This is a genomic window from Streptomyces sp. NPDC058307, assembly GCF_042880295.1.
Classification (GTDB): Bacteria; Actinomycetota; Actinomycetes; order Streptomycetales; family Streptomycetaceae; genus Streptomyces.
Genome location: NZ_JBHVYZ010000021.1, coordinates 102,159 through 116,755 on the forward strand (window position 1 = coordinate 102,159; position 14,597 = coordinate 116,755).

The window sequence follows — 14,597 nt, forward strand, 5'->3', positions numbered from 1 at the left end:
GGGGCACGTGGGGATCAAGAGGCGGCCCTGGGCGTTGGCGGCGGCACCGCTGGCGCTGGCCCTGCTGGCGGCGACCGGCTGTGACAGTACGCCGGACGCCCGTGCGAACCCGCCCGCTGCGCAGACCACGTCCGGAGCACGCTCCGCGTCCCTGGCCCGGGTGTGCGCCAACCCCGCGGCCGGGCCGGCCAAGGCACCGGCGGGTGCGGTGGTGGTCGACCCCGTGAAGGTCGGTGACCTGGCGGCCAAGACCAGGAGCAGCCCCTCGAACACCACGTTCTGGCTCCGGCCGGGCAGGCACAGGCTCGACCCGGACCGCTACGCCCAGGTCTTTCCCAAGAACGGGGACCGCTACCTCGGCGCACCGGGCGCAGTGCTCGACGGCGGGAAGAAGAACCAGTACGCGTTCAGCGGCAGCGCCCGCGACGTCACCATCCGCTACCTGACCGTGCAGGGTTTCGTCGCGCCGCCGGACGAGGGCGTGGTCAACCATGACTCGGCCGACGGGTGGGTGATCGAGGACACGACGATCCAGGACAACTCCGGTGCCGGGCTGATGGCCGGTGCCCGCCAGCAGGTCCGCGCCAGCTGCCTGCGGAACAACGGCCAGTACGGCATGAACGCGTACAAGGGAAACGGCCGCATCACCGGCCTGGTGGTCGAGGGCAACGAGATCGTGGGCAACAACACCGGCGACTGGGAGCGGCGCAAGCCGGGTTGCGGCTGCACCGGAGGCATCAAGTTCTGGGCCGTCAACGGCGCCGACGTACGCGGGAACTGGGTGCACGACAACCGGGGAACCGGGTTGTGGGCCGACACGAACAACAACGACTTCCTCATCGAGGACAACGTGATCGAGGCCAACGACGGTGCAGCGCTGATCTACGAGATCAGCTACAACGCGATCATCCGGAAGAACACGATCCGGCGGAACAACTGGGTCGAGGGCCGCAAGGCGGCCGACAGCGGCGACAGCTTCCCGTTCGCGACCGTCTACCTGTCCGAGTCGGGCGGGGAACCCCGGATCAAGGCCCGCACCGACAAGATCGAGGTCTATCGGAACCTGCTGGAGAACAACTGGTCCGGGATCACCCTGTGGGAGAACGCCGACCGGTTCTGCAACAGCCCGGCCAACACCTCGTCCGGTGACTGCACGCTGCTGGTGAAGAAGACCGACAGCTGCGCGCAGCCGGCGATCGCCAAGGCGCCGCTCTACGCCGACTGCCGGTGGAAGACCCAGCGGGTGGACATCCACGACAACCGCTTCGTGCTGGACAAGTCCGTCGTCAGGTGCACGACGAAGTGCGACCGGATGGCGGTGCTGTCCAACTACGGAACCTATCCCGACTGGTCGCCGTACAAGGGCGAGAAGGTGGCCGACGCGATCACGCAGAAGCAGCACAACCGCTGGTACGACAACGTCTACGTCGGGCCATGGAAGTTCGTCGTCCACGATCCGAGCACGACGCTCGAATTCGAGGGCTGGCAGAGAACCCCGAACCAGCAGGACGCGGGCAGCACCCTCGTCGACCGGGCCGGTGGTTGAGATGGAGGCAGAGCGCACGCCGAAGGTCGTCGGGGTGGTCTGGGGGCTGCTGGTCCTCAACACGCTCGGCTCCGCCGGGGCGAAGACCATCGTCCCGTTGCCCCGCTCCCTCATCCAGATGGTCACCATGGGCGCACTGGTTGCCGCGTTCGCGCTGGCGCTCGCGATCAATGCCCGGTTGCGCATCCGGGCCGGCGCTTACCTGTTCCTGCTCACCCTGCTGCTGGTGACGAGCGTGATCTCCAGCGCTCATCTGGAGTCCGGGTTCGGCGCGCTGTTCCGCTGCTTCAGGCTGACGCTCTTCGTCGGCACGCTGTGGCTGCTCAGCCGCTGGTGGGACGGCAGTCTGACGTTCGTACGGCACCACATCCGGATGTACTACGCCGTGCTGGGGTCGGTAGCCCTCGGCCTGGTCGTCTCACCGGGCACGGCCCTGCCCGACCTCTACGGCGGGCGGCTGGTCGGCGCGCTGTGGCCGCTCACCCCGCCGCAGATCGGCCAGTACGCCGCGGTGATCATCGGGCTCACCGTGCTGCTCCTCCTGGGCCGCCGGACCGACAGGACCAGCGCGGCGGTGGTCATCGTGCCGTCCCTCGTCCTGCTCGCCCTGACCCATACCCGGACGGCCACGCTCGGCCTGCTCCTCGGGCTGGTGCTGGCGATCGGCTCACTCCTGCTCACCAGCGCCGCTGCCCGCCGCTTCTTCAGCTGGGCGGTGCTGTGCGCCACGGTTGCCGCGGTGGGCTTCGCCTCCGCGCTGCAGGCGTGGTTCCTGCGCGGACAGAGCAAGGACAACTTCTCCAGCCTCACCGGTCGCGCCAAGGTCTGGGACGCCCTGCTGGCCGCGCCCCGGACGACCGGGGAGAAGTGGTTCGGCGTGGGCCTGGGCGACAAGTCGTTCGGCGGCCTGCCGATCGACAACAGCTGGCTGGCCGTCTACAACGAACAGGGCCTGATCGGCGTCACCCTCGTCGCGGTGGTCATCATCGTGCTGGGCGGCGTCGCGCTGCTGCGGCCACCGTCGCTGCAGCGGGCCTGCGCGATCTTCCTGATCAGCTACTGCGCGATCGCGTCGTACACCGAGGCCGGCCTCGGCGACGCCTCGCCGTATCTGCTGCACCTGGCCCTGGCCGCCGCGCTGTTGGCGGCACCTGCCGAAGCCGTCCCCCTCGCGACGCCCGTCGTGCCCCGACGACACGTCCCGCGCTGGGCCCAGAGATCCGAGGTGAGGTGAGCATGCACGTCCTCGTGGTGCACAACCGTTACGGCTCGGCGCAGCCGAGCGGCGAGAACAAGGTCGTCGACCAGGAGGTGGACCTGCTGCGCGAGGCCGGCCACCGGGTCGAGATGTGCGAGCGGCGCAGCGACGACATCGGCGCCATGTCCCTCCTCGCCAAGGTCGCGGTGCCCCTGCGGGTGCCGTGGAACCCGGCGGTCCGTACGGAACTCACCGCCCGGCTCCGCACCGAGCGGCCGGACATCGTCCACATCCACAACGTCTTCCCGCTCCTGTCGCCCTCGGTGCTCGCCGCCTGCGCCGACGCCGGCGTGCCCGCCGTGGCGACGCTGCACAACTACACCCAGGTCTGCCCCCCGGGCACCTTGCAGCGGGACGGTCGGCCGTGCACCGACTGCGTCGGGTCGACGCCACTGCCCGCCGTCCGGCACGGCTGCTACCGGGGCTCCCGTCTCGCGACCGTGCCGCTCGCCGTCAGCCTGTCGGCCAACCGGCGGCGGTGGTGGTCCGGCGTGGAGCGCTTCTTCTGCATCTCCGCGGCGCAGCGCGACGTCCTGGTGCATGCCGGCATGCCGGCCGAGCGGCTGGCGGTGAAGCACAACTTCGTGCCCGACCCGGACGCGCGCCGAACGGACGCAGGCGAGCATCTGCTGTATCTCGGCCGGCTCGCGGAGGCCAAGGGCGTACGGCTGCTCATGGCCGCGTGGGACGAGATCGCAGCGAGCGGCGGGGTGGGAGTACCGCTCGTGATCGCCGGCACGGGACCACTGGAGGCAGAGGTCACCGCCTGGGCGGCGGGCCGGGACGACGTGCGGTACGTCGGCCTGTACGACACGGCGGACTGCCAGAAGGCCATCGCGAGGTCGGTCGCCGTGGTGGCTCCCTCGACGTGGCTGGAGGCGTTCGGTCTGGTGGTCGTGGAGGCGATGGCGGCCGGGGTCCCGGTCGTCGCCGCCGGCCACGGCGCCTTCGTCGAACTCGTCGAGGACGGGGTGACCGGGCTGCTGCACGAGCCGGGCGAGTCCGCCTCCCTCGCGTCCTGCATACGCCGGATCGCGGGCGAGCCGACCGGCAACCGGGAGATGGGTGAGGCGGCCCGGCGCCGTTACGAACAGGGTTTCAGCCCGACGGTCGGCCTCGACCGTCTGGTTGACGAGTACCGCTCCGTGATCGCGGGGCGGTCAGCACAGACTCGCGGCGGGGACACCCGCGTGAGCAGGGGGGATGGGGACAACAGATGACACGATGCCGACTGTGCGGCTCGGAGGCGATGGCAAGCGTCGTCGACCTCGGGGCCACGCCACCGTGCGAGAGCTTTCTCGCCGCGGACCAACTCGACCAGCCGGAGCCCGCGTACCCGCTGCACCTGCAGGTCTGCACCGACTGCTGGCTCGCGCAGATCCCGCCGCTGATCACGCCGGAGGAGACGTTCAAGGAGTACGCCTACTTCTCCTCGTTCTCGACCTCCTGGGTGGAGCACGCGCGCACCTTCGTCGCCGACGCCGTGGAGCGCGTGGGTCTCGACGCCGAAGGCTCCGACGCCTTCGTGGTCGAGGTCGCGAGCAACGACGGGTACCTGCTGCAGCACATGGTGGACCGGGGGATCCGCTGCCTCGGCATCGAGCCCTCGGTGAACGTCGGCGCCGCGGCACGCGACGCGGGCGTGCCCACGCTCACGGAGTTCCTGAGCCCGGACACCGGCTCGGCCGTCCGCGCCGAGCACGGCCCGGCGAACCTGGTCGTGGCCAACAACGTGTACGCGCACATCCCCGACGTGGTCGGCTTCACCCAGGGGCTGCGCGCCCTGGTCGCCGACGACGGCTGGGTCTCCATCGAGGTGCAGCACCTGCTGACCCTGATCGAGGAGAACCAGTACGACACGATCTACCACGAGCACTTCCAGTACTACACGGTCGCGTCCGCGATCCAGGCCCTGGCGAGCGGCGGACTGACGCTCGTGGACGTCGAGTTGCTGCCCACGCACGGCGGTTCCATCCGGCTGTGGTCGCGCCCGGCCGAGGTGGCCGGGGAGCCGACGCAGCGGGTGGCCGACGTGCTGGCCCGCGAGAAGGCCGCCGGGCTTCAGGAACTGTCGGGCTACACCGAGTTCTCCGCCCGGGTGGCCAAGGTACGCCGGGACCTCCTCAAGTTCCTCATCGAGGCGGCCGAGCGCGGCGAGACGGTCGTCGGCTACGGTGCCCCGGGCAAGGGCAACACCCTGCTCAACCACTGCGGCATCCGGCCCGACCTGCTGGCGTACACGGTCGACCGCAACCCGTACAAGCACGGCAGGTTCACGCCGGGCACCCGTATCCCGATCCTGCCGCCGGAGCAGATAGCCGCCGACAGACCGGACTACGTCCTCGTCCTCCCGTGGAACCTGCGGGCCGAGCTGGTCGAGCAGCTGTCCTTCGTGCACGAGTGGGGCGGCCGGCTGGTCTTTCCCATCCCGGAACTGAGCATCGTCGAGGCCGCGTCGCGAAAGGTCACAGCATGAAGGTCGTTCTGTTCTGCGGCGGTTACGGCATGCGGATGCGCAACGGAACCTCCGACGACGTGCCCAAGCCGATGGCGATGGTCGGCCCCAGACCGCTGATCTGGCACGTCATGCGCTACTACGCGCACTTCGGGCACAAGGAGTTCATCCTGTGCCTCGGGTACGGGGCCCACCACATCAAGAACTTCTTCCTCAACTACGAGGAGACGACGTCCAACGACTTCGTGCTGAGAGGCGGGCGGACCGAGCTCCTGTCCACCGACATCTCGGACTGGACGATCACCTTCGCGCAGACCGGCGTCGAGTCGCCGATCGGAGAGCGGCTGCGTCGCGTGCGCCACCACCTGGACGGCGACGAGATGTTCCTCGCCAACTACGCGGACGTCCTCACCGACGCCCCGCTGCCGGAGATGATCGAGAAGTTCTCCCAGCGTGACGCGGGCGCCTCGATGATGGTCGTGCCGCCCCAGTCCTCCTTCCACTGCGTGGAGTTGGGCGAGGACGGCCTGGTGGGCGGCATCACCGCGGTGAGCGAACTGCCGCTGTGGGAGAACGGCGGCTACTTCGTGCTCCGCCAGGAGGTCTTCGACCACATACCCGAGGGCGGGGACCTGGTCGCCGACGGATGCGCCGAACTGGCCAAGCAGGGACGGCTGGTGGCGCACCAGCACCGCGGCTTCTGGAAGCCGACCGACACGGTGAAGGAGCGGGCCGCGCTCGACGCCGCCTACGCCCAGGGCGACCGCCCCTGGGCCGTGTGGGAAGGCGACAACGCCGGGGTGAGCGCGTGATCCGGCTCGCGGCCGGACGCCCGGACCGGATCGTCGCGGTGGGCGCGCATTGCGACGACATCGCCATCGGCGCCGGCGGCACGCTGCTGACGCTGTGCCGTGCGCGGCCCGGTATCCGCGTCGACGCGCTGGTGCTCTCCGGCGGCGGCAGCGAGCGGGAGCAGGAGGAGCGGGCCGCGCTCGACGCCTTCTGCCCGGGCGCCGACCTGCGGCTGACCGTGCTCAAACTGCCGGACGGCCGCATGCCCGTGCACTGGGACGAGGCCAAGGCCGCGGTCGAGGAACTGCGCGCGCAGACCGACCCGGATCTGATCCTGGCCCCGCGCACCGACGACGCTCACCAGGACCATCGCGGCCTGGCGCAGCTGATACCCACCGCCTTCCGCGACCACCTCGTGCTCGGCTACGAGATCGTCAAGTGGGACGGCGACCTCGGCCGCATGGCGGCGTACCAGCCACTGTCGACGGAGATCGCCGAACAGAAGGTGCGGCTGCTGCAGGAGCACTACGCCTCGCAGCGGCACCGGCCCTGGTACGACCGGGAGGCCTTCCTCGGCCTCGCGCGAATCCGCGGCATCGAATGCCACGAGCGATACGCCGAGGCGTTCGCCGTCACCAAACTCACGCTCAACCTGGGGGTTGACCCATGCGCGTACTGCTGACCGGACACCAGGGATATCTGGGAACCGTCATGGCCCCGGTCCTCGCCGCCGCCGGACACGAGGTCGTCGGCCTCGACGCCGGCCTGTTCGCGGACTGTGTCCTCGGCCCGACGCCCGCCGACCCGCCGGGGCACCGGGTGGACCTGCGCGACGTCACGGCCGAGCACGTGGCCGGGGTCGACGCCGTGATCCACCTCGCCGCGCTCTCCAACGACCCCCTGGGATCGCTGGCGCCGGAACTCACCTACGACATCAACCACCACGCCTCCGTACGGCTGGCCCGGCTGGCCCGCGAGGCCGGAGTGGGGCGCTTCCTGTACGCGTCGACCTGCTCGGTGTACGGCGCCGCCGGCGGCGAGGACCTGGTGGGCGAGGACGCCCCGCTGCGCCCCGTGACGCCGTACGCGGAGTCCAAGGTGCGGGTCGAGGACGACCTGCACGAGCTCGCCGACGACGACTTCACCCCGGTGTTCATGCGCAACGCCACCGCCTTCGGCTACTCGCCCCGGCTGCGCGCCGACATCGTGCTGAACAACCTGGTGGGCCACGCGCTCCTGTCCGGCGAGGTCCTGGTGCTCTCCGACGGCACCCCCTGGCGCCCGCTGGTGCACGCCGCCGACATCGCACGGGCCTTCACCGCCGCGCTGACCGCACCGCGGGAAGCCGTGCACGACCGGGCGTTCAACATCGGCAGCGAGACCAACAACGTCACGGTCGCCGAGATCGCCGATCAGGTCGCCGAGGCGGTGCCCGGCTCCAAGGTGAACATCACCGGGGAGAACGGCGCCGATCCGCGGTCGTACCGGGTGGACTTCTCCCGGTTCCGTGCCGCGGTCCCCGGCTTCGACTGCGAGTGGACAGTCAAGCGGGGTGCACTCGAACTGGCCGACGCCTACGGCAAGTTCGCGCTGACCAAGGAGGACTTCGACCGGCGCTTCACCCGCCTCGCCGTGCTGCGCGCGGCCTCCGACGCCGGCACCGTCGACGACACCCTGCGGTGGCGCGGATGACCGCGGGCGGCGAACAGCCGACGACCTCGGCCGGCGACGAGATGTACGCGCTGGTGGAGCGGCTGTACCCGCTGTGCCGCAGCATCACGGGCGACGGGGTGCGCGCCACCCTGGACATCGTCGGCGAGTACATTCCGCTGCAGGTCCACGAGGTGCCGACCGGGACACAGGTGCTCGACTGGACGGTGCCGCAGGAGTGGAACATCCGGGACGCGTACATCGCCGACCGCGCCGGAAACCGGGTCGTCGACTTCGCCGCGTCCAGTCTGCACGTGCTCGGCTACAGCGTGCCGGTGGCGCGGACCATGCCGCTGGCCGAACTGCGCGCCCACCTGCACACCCTGCCGGACCACCCGTCCTGGGTGCCGTACCGCACCAGCTACTACAAGCCGGAGTGGGGGTTCTGCCTGGCCCAGGACACCCTGGACGCGATGCCGGACGGCGAGTACGAGGTGTGCATCGACTCCACGCTCGCCGACGGCCATCTCAGCTACGCCGAGCACGTGGTCCCCGGGCAGGTCGCCGACGAGGTGATCGTCTCCTGCCACGTCTGCCACCCTTCGCTGGCCAACGACAACATGGCCGGCGTGGCGGTGGCGACGTTCCTGGCACGGGCGCTGGCGGAGCAGACGCCGTACTACACCTACCGGTTCATCTTCGCGCCCGGCACCATCGGGGCGATCACGTGGCTGGCCCGCAACAGGGAGCGGGTGGAACGGGTCAAGCACGGCGTCGTGCTGGCCTGCGCCGGCGACCGGGGGCAACTGACGTACAAGCAGAGCAGGCGCGGCGACGCGGAGATCGACCGGGTGCTGCGGCACGTGCTGGCCGATTCCGAACGCCCGCACCGGGTGGCCGAGTTCACTCCGTACGGCTACGACGAGCGGCAGTACTGCTCGCCCGGCTTCGACCTCGGCGTCGGCTCGCTCACCCGGACCCCGTACGCGGGCTACCCCGAGTACCACACCTCGGCGGACAACCTGGACTTCGTCTCCCCGGAGGCGATGGCGGACACCCTCGCGGTCTGCCGCGAGGCGTTCGCCGTCCTCGACCGCAACCGGCGGTACCTCAACCTCAGCCCCTACGGCGAACCACAGCTCGGCCGACGGGGGTTGTACGACGCACTCGGCGGCCGAAGCGACACCAAGCAGGCCCAGATGGCCATCCTCTGGGTGCTCAACCTCTCCGACGGCGAGCACAGCCTGCTGGACGTCGCCCAGCGGTCCGGGCTGCCGTTCGACACCGTCGCCGACGCGGCCGCCGCCCTGCACGAGGCAGGGCTGATCAAGACATGACGTCCACGCCCGTCGAGGGGGAGAGCTCCCGGACAGCGGCGCCACCGGCCCGGTCCGCCAAGCGGGCCCTGGTCGGCCGACTGTCCTGGGGGCTGGCCGACCAGGCGGCCTCCAGCATCAGCAATTTCGCGGTGGGCATCTACGTGGCCCGGTCGCTGGGGGTGACCGCGTTCGGCGTGTTCAGCCTGGCCTGGGTGACCTACGGCGTGGTGCTCAACGTCTCCCGGGGCCTGGCCACCGATCCGCTCGTGGTGCGCTTCAGCGGCGTACCGGAGGCGTCCTGGCGCGGGGCGGTGGCCCGGTCGACGGGTACCGCCTTCGGCGTGGGTACCGCCATCGGTGTGGTGTCCCTGGTGGCCGGGCTGGCGCTCGGCGGCCGGCTGGGGCCCGCATTCGTCTGCCTGGGCGTCATGCTGCCGGGGCTGCTGCTGCAGGACGCCTGGCGGTTCTCGTTCTTCGCCGCGGGCAACGGGCGCAAGGCCTTCGTCAACGACGTCGTGTGGTGTGTGGCGCTCATCCCGGCCATGGTGCTGGCGGCCCGCGTGGGCACCGTGGCCGCCTTCGTCCTCGCCTGGGGCGCGTCCGCCGCGGTGGCCGCCGCGTACGGCTGTCTCCAGTGCGGCATCCGGCCCCGGATGACCGAGGCGCGCGGGTGGCTGCGCGAGCAGCGCGATCTCGGCTACCGGTATCTGGTCGAGAACGTCAGCCTCAGCGGCGCGAGCCAACTGCGGGCCTACGGGCTCGGCGCGATCGTCGGGCTCGGCGCGGTGGGCGCGGTGCGGGGTGCCGAGCTTCTGATGGGCCCCTTCCTCGCCGTACTGATGGGACTGTCGCTGGTCACCGTCCCGGAGGCGGCACGGGTGCTGCGGCAGGCCCCCCACCGCCTCGGCACGTTCTGCCTCCTGCTGGGCGGCGGGCAGGCCACCGCCGCGCTGCTCTGGGGAGGGTCGCTGCTCCTGCTGCCGAACCGGCTCGGCGACCTGGTCCTCGGCAGCGTCTGGCACTCCTCCTCGCATCTCATCGCGCCGATCACCTTCAGCGTCGCGGGCGCCGGCCTCGGCACCGGCGCGGCGGCCGGACTGCGCGCCCTCGGTGCCGCCAAGCGCAGCCTGCGCTCCCAGTTGTTCGCCTCCGTCTGCTATGTCGGCGGCGGGCTCGGCGGAGCGGCCCTCGCCGGCACGGTCGGCTCGGCCTGGGGCGTCGCCGCCGCCACCGTCAGCGGCTCGGCCGTGTGGTGGCTGCAACTGCGGTCCGCCCTGCGCGAGCGCCACCCCAACCCCGTTCCCGAAGTGAGGACTTCATGACCTCCCAACCCAGGCTGACGATCGGCCTGCCCGTGTACAACGGCGAGGAGTACCTGGCGGAATCGCTCGACGCGCTGCTCGGCCAGACCTACGAGGACTTCGAGCTGGTCATCTCCGACAACGCCTCCACCGACGGGACCGAGGACATCTGCCGCAAGTACGCCGCGCAGGACGCACGCATCCGGTACTTCCGGCTGCCCCGGAACGTCGGCGCCACGCCGAACCACAACCGCGTGTTCGCCGAGTGCCGCGGCGAGCTGTTCAAGTGGGCCTCGCACGACGACCTTTATGCCCGCGATCTGGTCCGGCGCTGTGTCGAGGCGCTGGACGAGCGGCCGGACGTGATCCTCGCACACGCCGACCAAGCGGTCATCGACGGCGACGGCCAGGTGAAGGTCCCCTATGAGTACACCCTCGCGACCGGCTCACCGCACGCACCGGAGCGCTTCCGCAGCATGCTGTTCGAGCCCGGCGGTGACGACTTCTACGGAGTGATCCGCGCCGACGCGCTGCGCCGGGTGAAGCCGATGGACAGCTACCACCACGCGGACCGCACGTTCGTCGCCGAGATCGCCCTCCACGGGCGCTTCCACCAGGTGCCGGAACTGCTGTACTTCCGCCGCGACCACCCCAACCGCGCCGAGCGGGCCAACCCGTCCAAGCGATCCCGGTGCGCCAACCTGGACCCGCGCCGAGCCGGACTGCTGCACCCGACACCCCGACTGCTCGCCGAGTACGTCTGGGGCTTCGCCTCGGCGATCCACCGGGCCCCGCTGTCCCCGGCCGACCGGCGCGAGTGCTACCGCCATCTGGCCGCATGGATGACCAGCCGGGCCCGGCCGGGCGCCGGCGAGCGGGTCGAGGACCGCGCCCCGGTCGACCCGGCCGAGCTGACCGTCTCCGTGGACGCCCTCGTCGCCGGCCGCGAGGGGAGGCAGTCATGACGTCAGCGGACGCCACCCCGGTGCGCGTCGGGGTGTTCGGCCTGCTCGGCTCCGGCAACCTCGGCAACGACGGATCACTCGAGGCCGTGCTCGGACACCTCCGCGCCGAGCACCCGGACGCGAGCGTCGACGCACTGTGCGGCGGACCCGAGGCGGTGACGGCCAGGTTCGGGATCCCCGCGACGCGTCTGCACTGGAACCGCGCGGAGTACCGGACCGCGTCCCGGGCGAGCGCGATCGCGTCGAAGGGACTGGGCAAACTCCTCGACGTCTTCCGCACCGCCGCCTGGGTGCGCCGGCACGACGTGGTGATCGTGCCCGGTATGGGCGTGCTGGAGGCCACCCTGCCGCTGCGGCCGTGGGGCTTCCCGTACTCGCTGCTCCTGCTCTGCGCGAGCGGACGGCTGCTGGGGACCCGGGTCGCGCTGGTCAGCGTCGGTGCCGCCGAGATCAAGAGCCGGCCGACCCGTGCCCTGGTGCGCTGGTCGGCACGGCTCGCCGCCTACCGGTCCTACCGGGACGAGCAGTCCCGCGACGCGATGCGGGCGATGGGCGTGGACACCTCGCGCGACGAGGTCTACCCCGACCTCGCGTTCTTCCTGCCGGCACCGCCGTCGAGCGCGCCCGCCGACACCCCGGGTCCCGTCTGCCTCGGCGTCATGGACTTCCACGGAGGCAACGACGACCGCGACCGGGCCGAGGAGATCTACCGGCGCTACCTCGACGGGACGATCACGTTCGTCCGCGCGCTCGTCGAGGAGGGCAGACCGGTCCGGCTCCTCACCGGCGACCAGTGCGATCTGTCGGTGGTCGCCGCGATCCTCGACGCCGTGGACTCACCGCTGGTCACCGCGGCCCAACCGGCCTCACTGGCCGACCTGATGAACGAGATGGCGGACGCCGACAGCGTGGTGGCCGTCCGCTACCACAACCTGATCTGCGCGCTGAAGACCGGAACGCCCGTGCTCGCCCTCTGCTATGCGGCGAAGAGCAATGCCCTCATGGACCGGATGGGCCTCGGCGCCTACTGCCACCCGGCACGCGAGCTCGACGCCGACCGGCTGCTCGAACAGTTCCGGGACCTGGAGAAGCACGCGGTGGAGCTACGGCAGACCCTCGCCGAGCGAAACCGGGTCACCGAAGAGCAGCTCACCCAGCAATTCAGCGCCTTGACGACCACCCTGTTCCGGGCGAACTCCCACGCCCACGCCCCGCGGAAGGCTCCATGAAAGCGACCGAAGTCCCGGAGATCGCCGGCGCGTACCTGTTCGAGCCCACACCGTACGCCGACGAACGCGGCTTCTTCTGCCGCACCTTCGACGTCGACGTGGTCCGCTCGGTGGGCCTCGACCCGTACGCCTTCGTCCAGGACAGCGTCTCCCGCTCGGTCCGGGGCGTGCTGCGCGGCCTGCACCTGCGCTCCGGCGCCGGCGAGGCCAAGCTCGTGCGGTGCTCGTACGGGCAGATCTTCGACGTCGTCGTGGACCTGCGGCCGGACTCGCCGACGTACCTCGGCCGGGCATTCTTCGAGCTGTCCGGCGAGACGCAGAAGACCCTCTACATCCCGGCGGGATGCGCCCACGGCTTCCAGGCTCTTACCGAAATCGCCGACACCTCTTACCGTATCGACCGAGAGCACGATCCCTCCGAGGACGTGACCATCGCATTCGACGACCCGGAACTCTCCATTCCGTGGCCACTGCCGGCTACGTCGATGTCCCAACGGGACCGTGAGGCGCCGAGCCTCGCCCAAGTCCTGAAGCACAAGGAAGGTTGACGTCGGTTGACCATCGAACACACCGAAGGGGCCCCGGAGTTCCACCTGCCCCGGTCGCGGACGGCGAACGAACGGCTGCACGCCCTGATCCCCGGGGGCGCGCACACCTACGCCAAGGGTGACGACCAGTATCCCGAGGACCTGGCCCCCGTCATCAGTCACGGTCGCGGTGCCCACGTATGGGACGTCGACGGCAACCGCTACATCGAGTACGGGTCCGGCCTGCGATCGGTCAGCCTCGGTCACGCCCACCCCCGCGTGACCGAGGCGGTGCGGCGGGAAATCGACCGCGGCAGCAACTTCGTCCGGCCGTCCATCGTGGAGGTCGAAGCCGCGGAACGCTTCCTCGCCACGGTGCCGACCGCCGAGATGGTGAAGTTCGCGAAGAACGGCTCCGACGCCACCACCGCCGCGGTACGCCTCGCCCGCGCCGCCACCGGACGCCCGCGGGTGGCCCTCTGCGCCGACCACCCGTTCTTCTCCACCGACGACTGGTTCATCGGCACCACACCGCTGTCCGCCGGCATTCCGGCGGCGACCAACGAGCTCACCGTGACGTTCCCCTACGGGGACCTGGCCGCCACCGAGGAACTGCTCACCCGGTACCAGGACGAGGTCGCCTGTCTGATCCTCGAACCCGCCACCCACACCGAGCCGCCGCCCGGGTACCTCGCCGGCCTGCGCGAACTGGCCGACCGGCACGGCTGCGTACTGATCTTCGACGAGATGATCACCGGCTTCCGCTGGTCCGAGGCGGGTGCCCAGGGCCTGTACGGCGTCGTCCCCGACCTCTCCACGTTCGGCAAGGCGCTGGGCAACGGATTCGCCGTCTCCGCGCTGGCCGGGCGCCGCGATCTGATGGAGCTGGGCGGACTGCGTCACTCTGGCGACCGGGTGTTCCTGCTGTCCACCACACACGGTGCGGAAACGCACTCGCTGGCCGCCGCGATGGCCGTGCAGACCACCTACGTCGAAGAGGGCGTCACCGCGCGGCTGCACACCCTCGGCGAACGGTTGGCCGCCGGTGTCCGCGACGCGGCCGCCGGCATGGGCGTCGGCGAGCACGTCGTCGTCCGGGGCCGGTCCAGCAACCTGGTCTTCGCCACCCTCGACGAGAACGGGCAGCCGTCGCAGGAGTACCGCACTCTGTTCCTGCGCCGACTCCTCGCGGGCGGGGTGCTGGCCCCGTCGTTCGTGGTGAGCAGCGCGCTCAGCGACGCCGACATCGATCACACCGTCGACGTGGTGGCCCAGGCATGCGCGCTGTACCGGAAGGCACTGGACGCCGCCGACCCCACCCCCTGGGTGGGCGGACGACCGGTGAAGCCTGTATTCCGTCGTTTGGCATGACGTGAGGTCAGCGAGGCTCCCGCTGACTGGCGCCGGCCGTCCGGTCGGCCAGCCGGTCAGCTGCCTGGTCGACCAGCCACGCGGTCGCGGGAATCACCGCCAGCGCGGTGCACCAGCCACCAAGCGCGTCGGTGGGGTAGTGCGCGCCCAGGGCGACCTCTGCCCATCCCATCGCGGCGCCGGC

Annotated in this window: 13 protein-coding genes; all 13 read left to right on the plus strand. The window is 70.8% G+C overall.

Annotation, left to right across the window (positions count from 1 at the left end; all coding sequences use genetic code 11):
- Positions 1-7 precede the first annotated feature (7 nt).
- The 13 genes from ACFVYN_RS17775 to ACFVYN_RS17835 are packed head-to-tail and all read left to right on the plus strand — an operon-like array spanning position 8 to position 14,413.
- Positions 8-1,546, plus strand: a complete 1,539-nt coding sequence (locus tag ACFVYN_RS17775) for a right-handed parallel beta-helix repeat-containing protein (protein WP_389999083.1) — start codon at positions 8-10, stop codon at positions 1,544-1,546.
- Between the two features lies 1 nt (position 1,547).
- Positions 1,548-2,780, plus strand: a complete 1,233-nt coding sequence (locus ACFVYN_RS17780; RefSeq protein ID WP_389999086.1) for an O-antigen ligase domain-containing protein — start codon at positions 1,548-1,550, stop codon at positions 2,778-2,780.
- Between the two features lie 2 nt (positions 2,781-2,782).
- Positions 2,783-4,024 (plus strand): glycosyltransferase, encoded by a 1,242-nt coding sequence (locus ACFVYN_RS17785; RefSeq protein ID WP_389999088.1) that lies wholly within the window; start codon positions 2,783-2,785, stop codon positions 4,022-4,024.
- Complete coding sequence (locus ACFVYN_RS17790; protein WP_389999091.1) at positions 4,021-5,280, plus strand: class I SAM-dependent methyltransferase; 1,260 nt, start codon at positions 4,021-4,023, stop codon at positions 5,278-5,280. The genes ACFVYN_RS17785 and ACFVYN_RS17790 overlap by 4 nt, the downstream gene beginning before the upstream one ends.
- Positions 5,277-6,071: a sugar phosphate nucleotidyltransferase gene (locus tag ACFVYN_RS17795; RefSeq protein WP_389999094.1), complete on the plus strand. Its 795-nt coding sequence runs from the start codon at positions 5,277-5,279 to the stop codon at positions 6,069-6,071. Before ACFVYN_RS17790 ends, ACFVYN_RS17795 begins: the two co-directional genes overlap by 4 nt.
- Complete coding sequence (locus ACFVYN_RS17800; protein ID WP_389999097.1) at positions 6,068-6,733, plus strand: PIG-L deacetylase family protein; 666 nt, start codon at positions 6,068-6,070, stop codon at positions 6,731-6,733. Before ACFVYN_RS17795 ends, ACFVYN_RS17800 begins: the two co-directional genes overlap by 4 nt.
- On the plus strand, positions 6,718-7,743 hold the full coding sequence (locus tag ACFVYN_RS17805) for an NAD-dependent epimerase/dehydratase family protein (protein WP_389999100.1): 1,026 nt from the start codon (positions 6,718-6,720) through the stop codon (positions 7,741-7,743). The genes ACFVYN_RS17800 and ACFVYN_RS17805 overlap by 16 nt, the downstream gene beginning before the upstream one ends.
- A complete protein-coding gene (locus ACFVYN_RS17810; protein WP_389999103.1) occupies positions 7,740-9,038 on the plus strand; it encodes a DUF4910 domain-containing protein in 1,299 nt (432 codons plus the stop codon). The genes ACFVYN_RS17805 and ACFVYN_RS17810 overlap by 4 nt, the downstream gene beginning before the upstream one ends.
- Positions 9,035-10,342, plus strand: a complete 1,308-nt coding sequence (locus ACFVYN_RS17815) for a hypothetical protein (RefSeq protein WP_389999105.1) — start codon at positions 9,035-9,037, stop codon at positions 10,340-10,342. The genes ACFVYN_RS17810 and ACFVYN_RS17815 overlap by 4 nt, the downstream gene beginning before the upstream one ends.
- The gene (locus tag ACFVYN_RS17820) at positions 10,339-11,286 is read left to right on the plus strand and encodes a glycosyltransferase family 2 protein (protein ID WP_389999108.1); all 948 of its coding nucleotides are present in this window, start codon (positions 10,339-10,341) and stop codon (positions 11,284-11,286) included. Before ACFVYN_RS17815 ends, ACFVYN_RS17820 begins: the two co-directional genes overlap by 4 nt.
- The gene (locus tag ACFVYN_RS17825) at positions 11,283-12,515 is read left to right on the plus strand and encodes a polysaccharide pyruvyl transferase family protein (RefSeq protein WP_389999111.1); all 1,233 of its coding nucleotides are present in this window, start codon (positions 11,283-11,285) and stop codon (positions 12,513-12,515) included. Before ACFVYN_RS17820 ends, ACFVYN_RS17825 begins: the two co-directional genes overlap by 4 nt.
- Complete coding sequence (gene rfbC, locus ACFVYN_RS17830; RefSeq protein ID WP_389999114.1) at positions 12,512-13,063, plus strand: dTDP-4-dehydrorhamnose 3,5-epimerase; 552 nt, start codon at positions 12,512-12,514, stop codon at positions 13,061-13,063. The genes ACFVYN_RS17825 and rfbC overlap by 4 nt, the downstream gene beginning before the upstream one ends.
- Positions 13,064-13,069: 6 nt before the next feature.
- A complete protein-coding gene (locus tag ACFVYN_RS17835) occupies positions 13,070-14,413 on the plus strand; it encodes a glutamate-1-semialdehyde 2,1-aminomutase (RefSeq protein ID WP_389999117.1) in 1,344 nt (447 codons plus the stop codon).
- Positions 14,414-14,597 lie beyond the last annotated feature (184 nt).